Source organism: Streptomyces sp. NPDC001980, from assembly GCF_040296885.1.
GTDB lineage: Bacteria > Actinomycetota > Actinomycetes > Streptomycetales > Streptomycetaceae > Streptomyces.
Map to the genome: position 1 here is coordinate 113628 of NZ_JBEOYD010000017.1, position 16117 is coordinate 129744.

15 protein-coding genes are annotated in these 16117 nt (G+C 71.1%); 7 read left to right on the forward strand and 8 right to left on the reverse strand.

The features are described from left to right. Nucleotides 1-4 precede the first annotated feature (4 nt). Both ABT137_RS25820 and ABT137_RS25825 read left to right on the forward strand, forming a co-directional pair. On the forward strand, nucleotides 5-976 hold the full coding sequence (locus tag ABT137_RS25820; protein WP_351712789.1) for a cation diffusion facilitator family transporter: 972 nt from the start codon (nucleotides 5-7) through the stop codon (nucleotides 974-976). Nucleotides 977-1123: 147 nt separating this feature from the next. Continuing rightward, nucleotides 1124-1450 (forward strand): hypothetical protein, encoded by a 327-nt coding sequence (locus ABT137_RS25825; RefSeq protein ID WP_351712791.1) that lies wholly within the window; start codon nucleotides 1124-1126, stop codon nucleotides 1448-1450. A gap of 88 nt (nucleotides 1451-1538) precedes the next feature. Here ABT137_RS25825 and ABT137_RS25830 read toward each other — a convergent pair whose 3' ends face one another. Together ABT137_RS25830 and ABT137_RS25835 are read right to left on the reverse strand one after the other, a co-directional pair. Beyond that, nucleotides 1539-2327 carry a phosphatase gene (locus tag ABT137_RS25830; protein ID WP_351712793.1) on the reverse strand — a complete coding sequence of 263 codons (789 nt, stop codon included), beginning with the start codon at nucleotides 2325-2327 and terminating at the stop codon, nucleotides 1539-1541. A 65-nt stretch (nucleotides 2328-2392) separates the two neighbouring features. Beyond that, on the reverse strand, nucleotides 2393-3922 hold the full coding sequence (locus tag ABT137_RS25835) for a PucR family transcriptional regulator ligand-binding domain-containing protein (RefSeq protein WP_351712795.1): 1530 nt from the start codon (nucleotides 3920-3922) through the stop codon (nucleotides 2393-2395). A 123-nt stretch (nucleotides 3923-4045) separates the two neighbouring features. Between ABT137_RS25835 and ABT137_RS25840 the strand changes: the two genes are divergently transcribed. The 3 genes from ABT137_RS25840 to ABT137_RS25850 all read left to right on the forward strand — a co-directional run bounded on the left by ABT137_RS25840 (nucleotide 4046) and on the right by ABT137_RS25850 (nucleotide 8229). Next, nucleotides 4046-5509, forward strand: a complete 1464-nt coding sequence (locus ABT137_RS25840; protein WP_351712797.1) for a sodium:solute symporter family protein — start codon at nucleotides 4046-4048, stop codon at nucleotides 5507-5509. Between the two features lie 66 nt (nucleotides 5510-5575). Continuing rightward, nucleotides 5576-6544 (forward strand): agmatinase, encoded by a 969-nt coding sequence (gene speB, locus ABT137_RS25845; RefSeq protein ID WP_351712799.1) that lies wholly within the window; start codon nucleotides 5576-5578, stop codon nucleotides 6542-6544. After that, the gene (locus ABT137_RS25850) at nucleotides 6541-8229 is read left to right on the forward strand and encodes a thiamine pyrophosphate-binding protein (protein ID WP_351712801.1); all 1689 of its coding nucleotides are present in this window, start codon (nucleotides 6541-6543) and stop codon (nucleotides 8227-8229) included. Before speB ends, ABT137_RS25850 begins: the two co-directional genes overlap by 4 nt. A gap of 4 nt (nucleotides 8230-8233) precedes the next feature. On the opposite strand, the gene ABT137_RS25855 is transcribed toward ABT137_RS25850, so the two are convergent. The 5 genes from ABT137_RS25855 to ABT137_RS25875 form a co-directional block, all read right to left on the reverse strand. Continuing rightward, the gene (locus ABT137_RS25855; protein ID WP_351712803.1) at nucleotides 8234-8590 is read right to left on the reverse strand and encodes a peptidase inhibitor family I36 protein; all 357 of its coding nucleotides are present in this window, start codon (nucleotides 8588-8590) and stop codon (nucleotides 8234-8236) included. Between the two features lie 138 nt (nucleotides 8591-8728). Then, nucleotides 8729-9535 (reverse strand): endonuclease I family protein, encoded by an 807-nt coding sequence (locus ABT137_RS25860; RefSeq protein ID WP_351712805.1) that lies wholly within the window; start codon nucleotides 9533-9535, stop codon nucleotides 8729-8731. A gap of 133 nt (nucleotides 9536-9668) precedes the next feature. Then, nucleotides 9669-11993 carry an ArnT family glycosyltransferase gene (locus ABT137_RS25865; protein ID WP_351712807.1) on the reverse strand — a complete coding sequence of 775 codons (2325 nt, stop codon included), beginning with the start codon at nucleotides 11991-11993 and terminating at the stop codon, nucleotides 9669-9671. Between the two features lie 115 nt (nucleotides 11994-12108). Continuing rightward, on the reverse strand, nucleotides 12109-13164 hold the full coding sequence (locus tag ABT137_RS25870) for an esterase-like activity of phytase family protein (RefSeq protein WP_351712809.1): 1056 nt from the start codon (nucleotides 13162-13164) through the stop codon (nucleotides 12109-12111). Nucleotides 13165-13274: 110 nt separating this feature from the next. Beyond that, the gene (locus ABT137_RS25875; RefSeq protein WP_351712811.1) at nucleotides 13275-14120 is read right to left on the reverse strand and encodes a serine hydrolase; all 846 of its coding nucleotides are present in this window, start codon (nucleotides 14118-14120) and stop codon (nucleotides 13275-13277) included. Nucleotides 14121-14234: 114 nt separating this feature from the next. Between ABT137_RS25875 and ABT137_RS25880 the strand changes: the two genes are divergently transcribed. After that, entirely contained in the window at nucleotides 14235-14744 is a 510-nt protein-coding gene (locus ABT137_RS25880; RefSeq protein ID WP_351712813.1) for a hypothetical protein, read from the forward strand. A gap of 62 nt (nucleotides 14745-14806) precedes the next feature. Next, nucleotides 14807-15472, forward strand: a complete 666-nt coding sequence (locus ABT137_RS25885) for a ribonuclease FAU-1 family protein (RefSeq protein WP_351712815.1) — start codon at nucleotides 14807-14809, stop codon at nucleotides 15470-15472. Here ABT137_RS25885 and ABT137_RS25890 read toward each other — a convergent pair. Beyond that, nucleotides 15465-16064 carry a S1 RNA-binding domain-containing protein gene (locus ABT137_RS25890; RefSeq protein WP_351712817.1) on the reverse strand — a complete coding sequence of 200 codons (600 nt, stop codon included), beginning with the start codon at nucleotides 16062-16064 and terminating at the stop codon, nucleotides 15465-15467. The two genes, ABT137_RS25885 and ABT137_RS25890, sit on opposite strands and share 8 nt — an antisense overlap. Between the last annotated feature and the right edge of the window lie 53 nt (nucleotides 16065-16117).

Below are 16117 nucleotides of genomic sequence, written 5' to 3' on the forward strand. Positions count from 1 at the left end.
GGGCATGGCCCAAGCCGAACACCTCGAACAGACCCGGCAGGGCGGCGGCGAGAGCACCTTCACGGTGATCGTCGCCGCCGTCGCCAACCTCGGGATCGCGCTCGCCAAGGCGGTCGCGGGAGTCATCAGCGGTTCCAGCGCGATGCTCTCCGAGGCGGCGCACTCGGTCGCCGACACCGTCACCGAGCTGCTGCTGCTCACCGCCCTGAAACGCAGCGAGAAGCCGGCCGACGAGGAGCACCCGCTGGGGTACGGCCCCGAGCGGTACATCTGGGCCATGCTCGCCGCCGTCGCCACCTTCGTCGGCGGCGCGGTCTTCTCCCTCTACGACGGCATCCACACCCTGGCCGTGGGGGAGAAGCCGGGCGACCCGCTGGTGTCGTACATCGTCCTCGCCATCGCCTTCGTGCTGGAGGGCCTCTCGCTGCGGACCGGGCTGCGGCAGGCGCGCGGGGAGGCGGCCCGCTTCAAGGCGCCGTTCAAGCTGTACCTCCGGCACACCCCCGACACCGCCGTGAAGGCCGTGGTGATGGAGGACTCGGCCGCACTCGTCGGGCTGGTGCTCGCGGCCGGCGGCCTGCTCGGCGGCCAGCTCACCGGCTCCGGCGTCTGGGACGGCCTCGCCTCCCTCCTCATCGGCCTGCTCCTGCTGTACGTCGCCTGGGTGCTGGGCCGCTCCAACGCCGAGCTCCTCATCGGGCGGCCGCTGCCGAAGCCCGTGCGGGAGCGGATCCGCGCGGAGCTGCTGAAGTCCGAGCACATCGTGGCCGTACTGGAGCTGACCACCCTGGTGCAGGGCCCGGACGAGGCGCTGGTCGCCGCCAAGGTGGACTTCCGGGACGTGTCGACCGCGGCCGAGATCGAGTGGGCGTGCGAGCGGGCCGAGCAGCGGCTGCGGGCCGCGTTCCCCGCGATCGGCCGGGTGTACCTGGACCCCACTCCGGGGCCGACCGCAGAGCCGACTCCAGGCCGGTGAGCTGGGCTGATGACAGTCGGTGACCGCCCCGAGGTGCCGTCGCCTTTATCCCGAATTAAGCTCTATGAGTGAAATGCCGCACAGTGCATGTGCCGCATAGCGGACGTGCCGCGTAGCGGACGTAAGTCCGGCAGAAAGGTATTTCCCATGCGAGTACAGCGCGCGAGGCGTCTCGCCGCGATGTCCGCCGCCGGCCTGATGCTGGCCGGTGGCGCCGCGATCGGCGCCGCGGGTACCGCCTCGGCGGCCCCCGCCTCCACTCACCAGAACGTCGTCGCCGGCGGCAGCTACGGCTGCAACAGCTTCCGGGGCGGCGGGTTCAACAACTGCCGCTACGGATACGGCGGCTACGGGTACGGGTACTACCCCACCACCGTCGCCGTCGTCCCCGTCGTGGTCGTCCCCACCGTCAGTTACGGGTTCAGTGGCTTCGGTGGCTTCGGCGGCCTGGGCTTCGGCGGGCTCGGGTTCTGAGCGACCAGCGTCAACACACCAGGGATACAGGGTCTAGGACCAGGCCACGATGTGCGGCTCCCGCTCCCGGGGGCCGCACATCGGTCTGTCAGGCCAGCCCCGCCTCGGCCAGCAGGTACGCGGTCATCGGGTCGTAGTGGCGCGGGCTGAGCACATGGTCGTCGAGCGGTACGGCCACCTGGAGGGTGCCCTCCGCCTCGGCGAGGAACAGCGCCGGGTCGTTGCAGTCCGCGTATCCGACCGAGTCCAGGCCCACCTGCGCCGCGTAGCCCGCCCAGCCGTGGTCGGCGACGACCAGGTCGGGCCGCGGCCGCCCCTCGCGCTCCAGGCCGCCCAGGATGGCCTTCATCGGCTCCCCGGAGTGCGTGTGCCACAGCGTCGCCCCGTGTTCGAGGACGGCCACGTCGGCGAACTGCATGACGTACCCCTCGTCCGTCTGCAGCCCGTCCGGGATGACCACGATCTCGCAGCCGGCGCTGCGCAGCGCGGCCGCCGTCGCCCGGTGCACGTCCAGCAGGCCGCCCGGGTGGCCGGTCGCGAACAGCACCCGCTGCTTGCCCTCGGCCGCCTTGCGCAGCCGCGCCGCCAGCCGGTTCAGGCCGTCCACGGTCAGCTCGGGGTCGATGGTGTCCTGGCCGTACCGGTACTCGGGGTCGTCGTTCACCCCGACCCGCTCGGCCATCACGGCCAGCACGTCCTGCTCGTCGGTCCAGCGGTCGCCGAGTTCCAGTCCCAGCCACCAGTTGCGCTCGCCGTTGGCCAGGTTGCGGTAGTGGCGCAGGTTGTTCTCGCGGGGTGTGGCGACATCGCCCGCGATGCGGGTCTTCACAAGGTGCTCTACGAGCTCGGCGCGGCTGGGCGTCCCGGGTATCGGCATGGCTCCATTGTGAGGCAGGGCGCTGCGCGTTCGCCCTGCGTATCGCCCGCTGGGACGTGCGTCACTCACTCCTGGCGGAGGGCGAACCACAGCTCCATCCGTACGTCCGGGTCGTCGAGTTCGGCACCGAGCAGTGCCGCGCACCGGGCGATGCGCTGCCGCACGGTGTTGCGGTGGACGGACAGGGCGACCGCCGTACGGTCCCAACTGCCGTGCAGGGAGAGCCAGGTGCGCAGGGTGTCGACGAGGGCGGGGTGCTCCGCGAGGGGACCGAGGAGGGCGCTGGCGTGGGCCTGTGCTTCTTCCCTCGGGACGAGTTCGGCCAGGCCGGGGCGGCTGCCGTGCCTCAGCAGCGAGGTGCGGGTCGCTCGGGCGCGGGCGATGGCGCGGGCCGCTTGCGCGGCTGCGGCCGACAGTTGCTGTGCGGGTACGGGGGCGCTGACGCCGAGGGTCCAGCCGGGCTGTGGCTGAAGGGTTCGGTCGGCGGGGACGAGGACTTGGACGATGTCCCCTACGGGGTCGATGAGGGGCGAGCCGAGTGCGGCGCCCAGTGCTGTGGCGGACAGGAGGTCGGGCGGGTGCGGGTGGGGTGTGGCTGGTCGCGCAGTTCCCCGCGCCCCTACCTCGGCAATGTCCCGCTTCTCGATCGGCGAGGCATGCACCACGAACCAGGTGTCCCCTCCGCCCAGCAGTGGGGCCACCTCCTCCGCCGTGCCGCCCAGCAGGAGTCGTACGAGTGCTGAGGTGCGGGCCGCTCCCGAGCCGCTCTGCTGTTCGCCGGTGAGGAGGGTGAGCAGGACCGTGGCCACCGAGGCGATGGTGTGGTCGCCCGGTTCGCGGGCCGGGGTGGCCACACCGAGGACGAAGCCGGTGCTGAGGGCGTAGGCCGCGAGGTGGGTGCCGGCGGTGGCGTGGGTGGCGGAGGCGGGGGTGCCGGGGCCGGGAGGTCGTACGACCTCCGCGAGCTCGGCCAGGGAGGCGGTCACCGGTGCCTCCGGCCGCCGGCCCGCCGACGCGATCTCCGTGCCCTCCGGGCCGTACAGGGCCGTCCAGCCGCCCGTCCGCTGGGCCAGCTGCCGAAGGACCGACGGCACCGGGTCGGGGCGGGCCGCGGCGGCGGCCAGGCTCTGCTGGGCCTCCGTGACGCGGCGCAGTTCGGCCAGCCGGGCCTGGGCCAGCAGCTGCCAGACCGCGCGGGCGACGGCGGTGAAGGGGGTCTGCGGAGGGACCTCCAGGAGCGGGAGGTCGTAGGTGTCGCAGGCCTCGATCAGGGCGCGCGGGACCGTGTCGTGCACGGGGGCCAGTCCGAAGCCGAGGGCGGCGCCGCCCGCCGCGACGATCCGGGAGACGTAGTCGTCGAAGTAGGTGCCCGAGCCCGCCGCGTCGGGGATGTGCACCCCGGCCGTCAGCAACAGCTCGCCGCCCAGCAGGTACGGGTACGGGTCGGCCATCTCCGAGGTGTGCGCCGCGTGGATGACGAGGGAGGGGTCGGACGGCCCGGCGATCCGGCGCAGGGCCAGGTCCTCGCGGGACAGGAGGGCCGCGAGGGGCACGGCGGGCGTGGGAGGCGCGGGCGGAGCCGCGGGATCCGGCATGGTGTGCGTTTCCTCCATCCCGTACGGCTCGAATGGATGAAACGTACACTTCGCGGCCGCTTTCCGGCCACCTAGTGTCGATGCACGTCACCCACCGGCGAGACCCCCAGCCAAGGAGGCCCTGTGGCCGTCGACTACACCGTGATCGTCCTCTACCTCGCCGGCATGCTGGCCATGGGCTGGTGGGGCATGCGCCGGGCCAGGTCGAAGAGCGAGTTCCTGGTGGCCGGGCGCCGGCTCGGGCCCGTCATGTACTCCGGCACCATGGCCGCGATCGTCCTCGGCGGCGCGTCCACCATCGGTGGCGTGGGACTGGGGTACCAGTACGGGCTGTCCGGCGCGTGGATGGTCTTCACCATCGGCCTCGGGCTGCTCGCCCTCTCCGTCTTCTTCTCCGCCCGGATCGCCCGCCTCAAGGTGTACACCGTCTCCGAGATGCTCGATCTCCGGTACGGCGGCCGGGCGGGCGTGATCTCGGGTGTCGTGATGTGGGCGTACACGCTCATGCTCGCCGTCACCTCGACCATCGCGTACGCCACGATCTTCGACGTCCTCTTCGACATGAACCGGACGGTCGCGATCGTCATCGGCGGCTCGATCGTCGTCGCCTACTCGACGCTCGGCGGCATGTGGTCGATCACGCTGACGGACATGGTCCAGTTCGTGGTGAAGACGATCGGCGTGCTGCTGCTCCTGCTCCCCATCGCCGTCGTGAAGGCGGGCGGCTTCAGCGAGATGAAGGCGAAGCTGCCCACGACGTACTTCGACCCGCTGGGCATCGGTGGCGAGACGATCTTCACGTACGTGCTGATCTACACCTTCGGCATGCTCATCGGGCAGGACATCTGGCAGCGGGTCTTCACGGCGCGCGGCGACCGGACGGCGAAGTGGGGCGGCACGGTGGCCGGCACGTACTGTCTGGTCTACGCCCTCGCCGGGGCCGTGATCGGGACGGCGGCCAAGGTGCTCTACCCGAAGCTGGGCAGCCCGGACGACGCCTTCGCGACCATCGTCAAGGACGAACTCCCGGTCGGGGTACGAGGGTTGGTGCTGGCCGCCGCCCTGGCCGCGGTGATGTCGACGTCCTCCGGCGCGCTGATCGCCTGCGCGACCGTCGCCAACAACGACATCTGGTCGCGGCTGCGGGGGCGGGCCGGGTCCGGTGGACGGGAACACGACGAGGTGCGGGGCAACCGGGTCTTCATCCTGGTCATGGGGCTCGGGGTGATCGGCACGGCCATCGCCCTCAACGACGTGGTGGAGGCGCTGACCGTCGCCTACAACCTGCTCGTCGGCGGCCTCCTCGTCCCGATCCTCGGCGGACTGCTCTGGAAGCGCGGCACGGTCCAGGGCGCCCTCGCCGCCGTGACCGTCGGCGGCCTCGCGGTGATCGGCCTGATGGCGGGCTACGGCATCCTCGCCAACGAACCCGTCTACTACGGACTCCTCTCCTCCCTCGTCGCGTACGTCGCCGTCTCCCTGGCGACCAGGCCGACCGACGCGGCCGTGCTGGCCAACTGGCGGGAACGGCTCGCGGGCCGGGGTGCCCCCGAACTCGTGTCCGAACCGGTCCCGGCCCACCAGTAGAGTCGTAGCAGAAGCAGCGCATAGCGGTACGTACGCGATGAAGCGCAGGAAAGAAGGCAGCACCCCATGAGCAGCAACGAGACACCCCGCGGTCCCGTCGACTCCTCCCGCATCCCGCGGTACGCCGGTCCCGCGACCTTCGCCCGGCTGCCCCGCCTCGACGAGGTCGGCCGTGCCGACGTCGCCGTGGTGGGCGTGCCGTTCGACTCGGGCGTCTCGTACCGGCCGGGCGCCCGCTTCGGCGGCAACGCCATCCGCGAGGCGTCCCGGCTGCTGCGCCCGTACAACCCCGCGCAGGACGCCTCCCCCTTCGCCCTCGCCCAGGTGGCGGACGGCGGTGACATCGCCGTCAACCCCTTCAACATCAACGAGGCGGTCGAGACGATCGAGGCCGCCGCCGACGACCTCCTCGGCACCGGCGCCCGCCTGATGACCCTGGGCGGCGACCACACCATCGCGCTCCCGCTGCTGCGAAGCGTCGCCAAGAAGCACGGCCCGGTCGCGCTCCTCCACTTCGACGCCCACCTCGACACCTGGGACACCTACTTCGGCGCCGAGTACACGCACGGCACCCCGTTCCGGCGGGCGGTGGAGGAAGGGATCCTGGACACCTCGGCGCTCTCGCACGTGGGCACCCGCGGCCCGCTCTACGGCAAGCAGGACCTCACCGACGACGAGAAGATGGGCTTCGGCATCGTGACCTCGGCGGACATCTACCGCCGGGGCGCCGATGAGGTGGCCGACCAGCTGCGGCAGCGCATCGGCGACCGGCCGCTCTACATCTCGATCGACATCGACTGTCTGGACCCCGCACACGCCCCGGGCACCGGCACGCCCGAGGCGGGTGGTATGACGTCCAGGGAGCTGCTGGAGATCCTGCGCGGTCTGGCCGCGTGCAACCTCGTCTCGGCGGACGTCGTCGAGGTGGCCCCCGCGTACGACCACGCCGAGATCACCTCGGTGGCGGCCTCGCACACGGCGTACGAACTGACCACGATCATGACCCGACAGATTGCCGAGGCGCGCGCGAAGTGACCCACGACCACGACCTGGTGCTCCGCCCGACGGAGGCGCAGACGGCCGCAGCCCTGAACCCGCCCGCCGGCCGCAACGGCGGAGACCTGGTCGTGGAGACCCTGGCCGGGCTCGGCGCGACCACCGTCTTCGGGCTGCCCGGCCAGCACGCGCTCGGCATGTTCGACGCCCTGCGCCGCTCCTCCCTCCGCTATGTCGGCCTGCGGGTGGAGAACAACGCGGGCTTCGCGGCGGACGCGTACGGCAGGATCACCGGCGAGGCGGCCCCGCTGCTCCTCTCCACCGGCCCCGGCGCGCTCACCTCGCTGGCCGCGCTGCACGAGGCGGCCTCGGCATCGGCCCCGGTGCTGGCGATCAGCAGCCAGATCCCCACCGCGGGCCTGGGCGGCGGCCGCCACGGCTACCTGCACGAACTCCCGGACCAGGCGGCCTCCTTCCGGGGCGTGGTGAAGTCGGTCCACACCGTCCGCACCCAGTCGCAGATCCCGTCCGCGCTCGCGGCCGCCTGGAAGTCGGCGCTGACCGCTCCGCACGGCCCGGTGTGGGTGGAGATCCCGCAGGACGTGCTCCTCGCGGAGACCGCGCTGCCCGTGGTGACGGCGGTCGACGCGACCCCCGACGAACTCCCCCCGCGCCCCGAACTGACGGCGGTGGCGGCCGACCTGCTCTCGCACGCGGCCCGCCCGGCGATCATCGCGGGCGGCGGAGTCGTACGGGCCGACGCGTCCGGCAAACTTCGCCGGCTGGCCGAGAAGCTGAACGCCCCGGTCGTCACCACCTTCGGCGGCAAGGGCGCGTTCCCCTGGCACAACCCCCTGTCCCTCCAGTCCTGGCTGGAGGACCGCCACACCACGGACTTCCTGGAGGACGCCGACGTCCTTCTCGTCGTCGGCTCGGGCCTGGGCGAACTCTCCTCCAACTACCACACGTTCAAGCCGCGCGGCCGGGTGATCCAGATCGAGGCGGACCTCGGCAAACTGGAGTCCAACCACCCGGCCCTCGGCATCCACGCGGACGCCAGGCCGGCGTTGCAGGCGTTGCTGGAGACGGTTTCCGAACGCGAGGACCCGACGGCACCGGAGCGCGTACGCACACTGCTCGCGAAGGTCTCCGACCGCATCGCCGCCCAGGAACTCACCCTGGAGCAGGACGTGCTGGCGTCCGTCCGCCGCGCCCTCCCCGCCGGTTCCCCGTCCTTCTGGGACATGACGATCCTGGCGTACTGGGCCTGGTCCGCGTTCGACGCCCAGGCCCCGAACCTCATGCACTCCGCCCAGGGCGCCGGCGGCCTCGGCTACGGCTTCCCGGCGGCCCTCGGCGCGGCCGCCGCCGACCCGACCCGCCCGGTCCTGGCGGTGTCGGGCGACGGCGGAGCCCTCTACTCCATCGCCGAACTGGCGACCGCGAGGCAGCACGGCCTCCCGGTCACCTGGCTCATCGTCGACGACGGCGGCTACGGCATCCTCCGCGAGTACATGACCGACGCCTTCGGCGAGCCCACGGCGACGGAACTGACCCGCCCCGACTACGTGGCCCTGGCCGAGTCCTTCGGGGTACCGGGGGTCCGCACGTCCCCGGAGACCCTGGAGACGGACCTGGCGAAGGCGCTCGCCGAACCCGGCCCCTCGGTGGTCGTACTCCCGGCCCTGCTACGGATGTTCGCGCCGACGCACCTGGAGGACTAGAGGACTAACAGGCCCCCGCCCCCACCCCGTCGATGCGGCCGCCGAAGTCGCCGAGGTACTGGGAGCGCCAGTCGCCGTTGAAGGTGTCGCGCTTCTCGGTCGGGTCCCAGTTGATGAAGCAGGCGCGGGTGGAGGCGACGAAGGAGCCGACGTGGTCGTGGAGGTTGGGCGGCATGTCGCGGTAGCCGCTGCGGGCCGTCCACTCCCAGTAGTCGCCGCCGAAGCCCTCGCCGCTCCAGAAGCAGACCGAGCCGTCCGGACAGGACGGGGCGGCGGCCGCGTGCGCGGAGGCGCTCTGGGCGGGGACGACGAGCGCGGTCAGGGCGAGGGCGGCGGCGAGGGACCAGGTGCGAAGCTTCACGGGAGTCTCCGGAAAAAGGAGTTGAGGACGCCCCGGCGGAACTGCCGGGGCGTCCCCATGCTGCTGGGCGGTCACACGGACACGCCCGAGCCCAAGATCGACTTCACCTGTGTGAGGTAAGTAGTACGACCGGTCCGCCTACCAGATCGCGTCGACCCACTCCGGGTGGTCGATGAACGGGTTCCGGTTGTGCTGGTAGGTGTTGTAGATGACGTCGTTGCGGTTCTCCTCGAAGGAGTCCGGCGGGTCCTCGTCGTTCCACTGCTTGAGGACGGACAGCTTGCCGATGTACGGGTTGGAGCCGTTGTTGACCTTGTCGTCGGGCTCCAGGTTCGCGAACCCGTCGTCGCCCTCGTAGCGGACGGCCATGTAGAGGATCATGCGGGCCACGTCGCCCTTGACCGCGTCGCGGGGCTCGAAGGAGTCCGAGTCGGCCTTGCTGCCACCGCTGTTGGTGAAGGTGGAGCCGCCCTCGTCGAAGTCGAGGTTGCCGCGCTTGCCGTTGACCGCCACGTCCTCGGGACGGATGTGGTGCAGGTCCGTGCCGGGGCCGGTGGACGTGGTGAGGTCGCCGTGCGAGATCGCCCACACGTGCTCGCGGTTCCAGTCGCCGCTGTCCCCGCCGTTGAGGGACTTGCTGCGCGAGATGCCCGAGTACAGCAGGATCACGTTGTTGCTGTTGTTCGGGTCCTGGTCGGTCTTCTTCAGGGCGTCCCACAGGGCCGAGTACGACAGCTTCGTGACGTTCGCGCTGATGATCGTGTGCAGGGACGACTTGAGACTCGTGCCCGTCTTGCCGATCGCGTTCTTGTAGTACGTCGAGTCGTACGCGGTGGTCGTGGCGGCGGCCGGGGTCGCCGTCAGCGCCGGGGCGGTGAGGCCCACGAGGACGGCGGCGGTCGCCAGGGCCACCGACTTCCAGCGCCGGATGTGTGTCGCCAGCATAAAGAGTTTCCCATCTACGCGGGTTGACGAGGCGGCAAGAGGAGGGTGACATGGACATGAGGACGTTCAGGTGAACGGGGCGTAAAAAGAGGCCCCCGACTGTGCGGTCGGGGGCCTCGGTGCTGCCGGTGCGTCAGCTGACGTCCGACGGGTCCAGCCGGTAGAGCGTCGACGTGTTCGTCGTCTGCGTCGAAGAAGCCGAGTTCGACGAGGAGTTCGACGACGAACTCGAACTCGAACTTGAACTCTTGCTGTACGCGCTCTCCTTCACCGCCGTGCCGTTCTTCTCCACCCAGGCGGTCACCTGCGAGCTGAGGGTGTTGTTGCCGCCCATGCCCATGCCGCCGCTGCCGACCTGGATGTAGTGCAGCTTGCCCGCCTTCACCAGTTCCTTCAGCTTGGCGACGGTCATCGCGTTGTCGGATCCGGTGAAGCCCCACATGGAGATGACGGGCTCGTTCGAGCTCAGCTCGATCTGCGACGCGGACTGCGAGTTGGAGACGGCCAGCAGCCAGGTGGCGCCGTCCATGTGCTTCTTCAGGTAGGCGATCAGGTCGCTGCTCACGCTGCCGCCCATGCCACCGCCGAAGCCGCCGCCGCCCGCCCGGCCGGTGCCGAGCCCGCCGCGCTCACCGTTGCCGGTACCGGTACCCGTGCCGCCGGGAGCCTCGCCGCCGCCGAAGCCGCCGCTCGGCAGTTCGCCGTTGCCGCCGCCGGGCGTCGTCTGACCGTTGCCGCCGCCGGGGAAGCCGCTGCCCGAACCGCCGCTCGGCGCCTCGCCGTTCGCGCCGCCCGGGAAGCCGCCGCCGGCCTCGGTGTTCTGCCCGCCCTGGCCGCCCTGCTGGGTGCCGCCCGGCAGTTCGCCGCCGCCCGGGAAACCGCCCCGGTTGCCGCCGCCACCGCCCGGCCCGCCGCCGAAGCCGCTGCCCGTCGAGGGGCCCGCGGTCGGGTTCGTACCGCCGCGCATACCGCCGCCGCTGCCGCTGCCGAACGGCAGGGTCGCCGCGTACGCCGTCGGACCCGCGAGCGCCGCGATCACGGCCGCCGCCAGGGAGGCCGCCAGCAGCCGGGCCTTGTTCCCGGACCGGAAGACGATCAGGCCCACGATGCCGGCCACGGTCAGCACGCCGATCAGCGGCCACAGCCAGGTGTTCCAGCCGGAGGCCCGGCGCAGCAGCACGATCGCCCAGATGCCGGTGACGCCGAAGGCGGCCGGGAGGACCCAGATCCACCGCTTGTCGGTGCGGAACGCCTCCAGCAGCATCACGCCACCGCCGCCGCACAGCACCGCGATGCCGGGGGCGAGCGCGGTCGTGTAGTAGGGGTGCATGGTGCCCTGCGCGGTCGCGAAGATCACGTAGTGGAGCAGGGTCCAGCCGCCCCACAGGACCAGCGCCATCCGCCTCAGGTCCGTGCGCGGGGCGCGGCCGCACAGCACCAGGCCGCCGACGAGCGCGATCGCGGAGAAGGGGAGCAGCCAGGAGATCTGGCCGCCGAGGATGTCGTTGAACATCCGGCCGAGGCCCGCGGAGCCGGAGAATCCGCCGCCTCCACCGCCGCCGCCCGCGCCGTTGCCCTCGCCGCCGAAGACGCGGCCGAGACCGTCGTACCCCATGATCAGGTCCCAGGCGGAGCCGTCCGTGGAGCCGCCGATGTACGGCCGGTCGGAGGCCGGGACCAGGGAGACGGCGATCGCCCACCAGAAGCTGGAGACGGCCAGCACGACCGCGGCGAGCGCCAGGTTGACGGCGCGCTTCGCCCAGGTGGCCTTCGACGCGTAGAGGTAGAGCGCGAAGACGGCCGGGAGCGCGATCCAGCCCGCGAGCAGCTTGGTGTTGAAGGCCAGGCCGAAGCAGGCCGCCGAGCCGAGCAGCGGGAGCAGCTTCTCGTCACGGGTGGCGCGGAAGGCGAGCGCCGCACCCGACACCATGAGGAAGACGAGGATGGTGTCCGGGTTGTTGTCGCGGTTGATGGCGACGGTGATCGGGGTCAGCGCCAGCACCAGCGCGGCGACGGTCGCCGCCCCGTGCCCCCACACCCGCTTCACGGTGGAGTGCAGGATCCAGATCGTGGCGAGTGCGACCACGACCTCGGGCGCCATCATCTGCCAGGTGCCGAAGCCGAAGATGCGGCAGGACAGACCCATGACCATGAGCGCGAACGGCGGTTTGTCGACGGTCAGGAAGTTGCCGGGGTCCAGCGAACCGAAGAACCAGGCCTTCCAGCTCTTCGTGCCGGCCCAGATCGCGCCGCTGTAGAAGGTGTTCATGTCGGAACCGGAGAGGTTCCAGGAGTAGAGCACCGCCGCCAGGACCAGGATCACGATCAGCGCGGGGAGCGACCAGCGCGGTGCCTTGGCCGGCAGGGGAGCCGCAGGGGTCGCCGTGGGGGTCGCCGTGGGCGGGCCCCAGTCGGGGGACACGGGCGTGTGGGGGGTGGGATCGGTGGCAGATGTCACCATCCCACCATGCGGGCGGCCGATGGGCGAGGGCTGTGCTGATCCTGGGCGCAGGCTGTGGGTGGATGAGATGTCGGTAAGAGGGCGACCGGTGCGGCCGCCCTCCACGAAGGGGTCAGTGCACGCGGACCGACAGCCGGTAGAACCGCGTCGTCTGCGCCGCGTTCTGGTTGTCGTCGCTGACCAGGAGGACCTTGTACGCGCCCTTCTCGCGGCCGGTGACGACCATGCCCTCGATGTTGTCGAGGAGCGGGTTGGGCTGCGGCTGCTTGGCCGTGGCGCCCAGGGTCGGGCAGCTCGCGATGTCCGTCAGCAGAGTCTTCTTGACCAGCCGGACGCCGGTCTGCCCGGTGAGGTTCGCTATGCCGCTGGTGTCCGTGGCGTGCCGCGGGTCGGCCAGGTAGAGGCGGACGGTGTTGCCGACGCCGGAGGTGAAGCCGCGCTCCAGGACCAGGAGCCGGCCGTCGGGGAGCGCCTGCACCTCGGGGACACCGAGGATCGGGTCGTCGGTGCGGTAGGCGTACTGGGCCGACAGCTTGAAGTGGTCGCCCTTGGAGCGCGTCCAGGTCTGGAAGCGGACGATCCCGGCGGTGTCCCCGGAGATCGCGTACTCCATGGAGGCCAGCAGGGTGCGGCCGCCGTTGAGGAGGGTCAGGCCCTCGAAGGTCTGGTTGGAGGTGGCCCGCCCGGCCGGGGAGACGAGGAGCGAGGACGGTACGGGGAGGCGGTCCAGGATCTTGCCGTCCGCCGAGTAGCGGCGGATGGACGGTTCGGTCTCGGAGGTGATCAGGCGGGTGCCGTCCCGGTCCACGACCAGGCCCTCGGAGTCGAGCGCCGCTCCGTTCTCGTCGGCGAGCCCGACGACCTTCTTCGGCGCGAGGGTCTTCGCGTCCAGGTCGAAGAGGTAGGAGCGGTCGGCGAGGGCGGCCAGGGAGCCGTCCTTGTCCACGGCGAGCGCGGAGAGGTTGCCGACGAAATAGCCGCCGAAGGCCGTCTTGTCGAGGGCGTCGGAGAAGCTGTCGAGGGAGACCGAGGACGAACACGCGTGAGCGGAGGCGGTGTTGGTCGCGTCGGTGCCGGTCGCGACGGCGTTGGCGGACCCGGCGGCGGACAGACAGGTGGCCGCCGCCAGGCCGGCGGTGACGGTGGCGAGTACGGTTCGCAGGCGCATGGCGGTCACCGTAGGGGGAACCGGTGACGGGGTGGAGACCGCCCCGTGAAGGAAAGGGTCGATTTCCGGCCGCCGGGACCGCACTTCGGTACGCGAGCCGCCGCCCCGCCTCAGGAGGCCGCGAGGTCCTTGTGGACGACCTTCGCGACGGCCTGGATGGTGTTGATGCCGTAGCTCATGGTGCTGTTGTCCTGGGTCAGGACGGTCATCTGGTAGTCGTGGCCGCCGCCGGTGAACGTGCCGAGGCTGTGCACCCGCCAGCCGTGCGTGGCGCGCTGCAGCCAGCCGTTCTTGACGTGCACGGCGACGCCGGACGGGGCGCCGTACGGCGTGCCCCACCGCTGGGACGAGATGACCTGCCCCATCAGCTTCAGGATGTAGGCCCGCGAATTGTCGCTGAGCACGGTGTTCTTGGCGGTGACGAGCGCGAGCAGTCGCTGCTCGTCGTGCACGTCGATCTGGGTCAGGCCCCAGTAGCCGTTGGCGCCCGGGGTGGTCTGCGTCATCCCGGCGGCGCTCAGGAAGCCCTTGATCTTCGTCAGGCCGAGCTGCTTCCACAGCTTGGTGGTCGCGTCGTTGTCCGACTGCGTGATCATGGCCTTGGCGAGCGACTGCTCGGTGGTGGTCAGATACCGGTTGTGCTTCTTCGCGTCCCACAGCAGCGTGGCGAGGACGGTCACCTTGACCGTGCTGGCCGAGTCGTAGTGCGTGGTGGAACGGAGCGTGCAGGTCGTCTTCGTCGAACGGTCGTACAGGCCGACGGCGATCGTCCCCTTGCGGTTCGCGATGGCCGTGGTGATGTCCTTCTTCAGCTTCGTGGCGAGCGCCGTCTTGGCCGACGTGCAGCTGACGGCGGGCGCGGCGGCCGAGGCGGGCGCGGCGACGGCCACGCCGGCTATGAGAAACCCGGTGCCGAGCGCGGTGGCGACCAGCCCGCTCCTTCGTCTGTGAGTCATACCCCCGTTGACACACGGATTCGCGCGAATGGTTGTACGAACGGTCAGGGCTTTAAGGAACCGTCACCTGGGCCCACCTCCGGCCCGTCCCACCCGTGCCCGAGGATGAGGCCCATGAGAAACCCGAGTGGGCCGGCAAGGGCGACAGCCGCAGCCATGGTCGTGCTGTTCGCCGCCGCCGGTTGCAGTGGCGACCCCGCCGACGCCGCACCCGCCCCCGTTGCCTCGTCGCCCGCTCCCGCGACAGCGACGCCGGCCTCCGTCACCGAGCCGTGGGGCAACTCCGTCACCAAGGCGCCGCCGTTCCCCGACGGCAAGGTCGTCGCCCAGGCGGCGAACGCCACCGGAGGCCGGGAGATGGAGATCAAGGGCGGTGTCGGGAGCGGCATCCTGACCGTCCTGGTGAACTGCGAGGGCAAGGGAAAACTGACCGTCGCCGTCGAACCGCTGGGCGTGAGCTTCCCGTTCGACTGTGTCGCCGGCCAGATCAACGCCATCGGCAACGCGACGAACATGAACGGCGGCGGGACGCGCCCTCACACGCCGGGCACGGTACGGGTGACGGCGTCGGCGGGCGTGCGGTGGGCGATCACGGTCGGACGCCAGGACGCGTCCCGCGACTGACCGGGTCCGCTCGGCGCAACCTCCGTGACCGCGCCGCGCGTCATGATGCCGGGAGGCACTCGATGCGACGGTTCCGGCCGGGTGAGACCGCTGTGCGGCGGGACGTGTTCCGCCGCAAGGTGTGGAGCGCGCAGGCGTTCCACGTCGTCGAGGACGGGCCCGAGGCGCTAATCGTGGGATGCCGGCCCGGAGCGGAAGTGCTGGCCCCGACCACCTGGATCGAGTGGCTGCTGACCGGCGACCGGGACGTGCGGGTCCAGGCCCTGCCGAACCTCGCCCGCGGAGACTGGCGGCTCGGCCGCTGGTCCTGGCGCGACACTGCGCATCGGCAGTGGGTCCCGCCGGGAGCGTGGTTCAGCGTGAACGCGTTCTACGACGTCTCGGACCGCCATCGGCCGGCCCACTGGTACGTCAACTTCCAGCGGCCGATGCACCGCACGCGGCTGGGCTTCGACACCTTCGACCTCCTCCTGGACCTGGTGATCACGCCCGACCTGTCGCGGTGGGAGTGGAAGGACGAGGACGAGTACGCCCACGGCCGTCGGCTCGGCGTGGTGAGCGATGCCGACCACCGGGCCGTCGAGGGAGCCCGCGAGCAGGCGGTGGCCATGATCGAGGAACGTGACGGACCGTTCGCCGCCGAGGCGAACTGGCGGGACTGGCACACCGAGCCCGGCCGGCCGGCTCCGGCCCTGCCCGAGGACGTCCTGACCTTCGGTCTCAGGTGATCGGCCGACGCTCGGATCTCCCCGCTCCGGGTCCGCACCGCACCTCCGGCGGGGAGAGGAGCACCCGGCGTCGCGACCGATCGATCTCCGCGACGACGACGGACATCTCCTCCCCGGTCCGGAACGCCTCCGGTGAACCGGCCGCAGGTCTGCCGTGGACCTCTCTGAAGGGCACCAGCCCGACGATGCCGTCCCCGACAGCGACGAAGGCGCCGAAGGGGAGCACCTTTTCAACCGCTCCGTGCAGGATCTGGCCGACTTCCGTGCGGTCGGCGAAGACCTGGAAGGGATCGGGCTGCAGCGCGCACAAGGACAGTCGGGCCTCGGCGTTGTGGGTGTCGAACTGCAGGAACTCGCACGCGATGCGTTGCCCGACCTCGACGACATCGGTGGCGGCCTCGATGCGCCGCCAGGACAGTTCGGGGATCGTGATGAACCCGACGCCGGGAAACGCGGGATGGGCGGGCCCGTCGTCCAGGGCCACGAAGACCCCGAACCGCTCGATCGCCGCGACGGTTCCGGACAGGATCTCACCGGGGCGCAGCGACTCCAGGAACGCCCAGAGCTCCGGGCTCTCGAACTGCCAGTCCATGCGCGCCACCCTGACACACCGCCCTGCTGCAAGGGTGCGTATTGCCTTGCCGG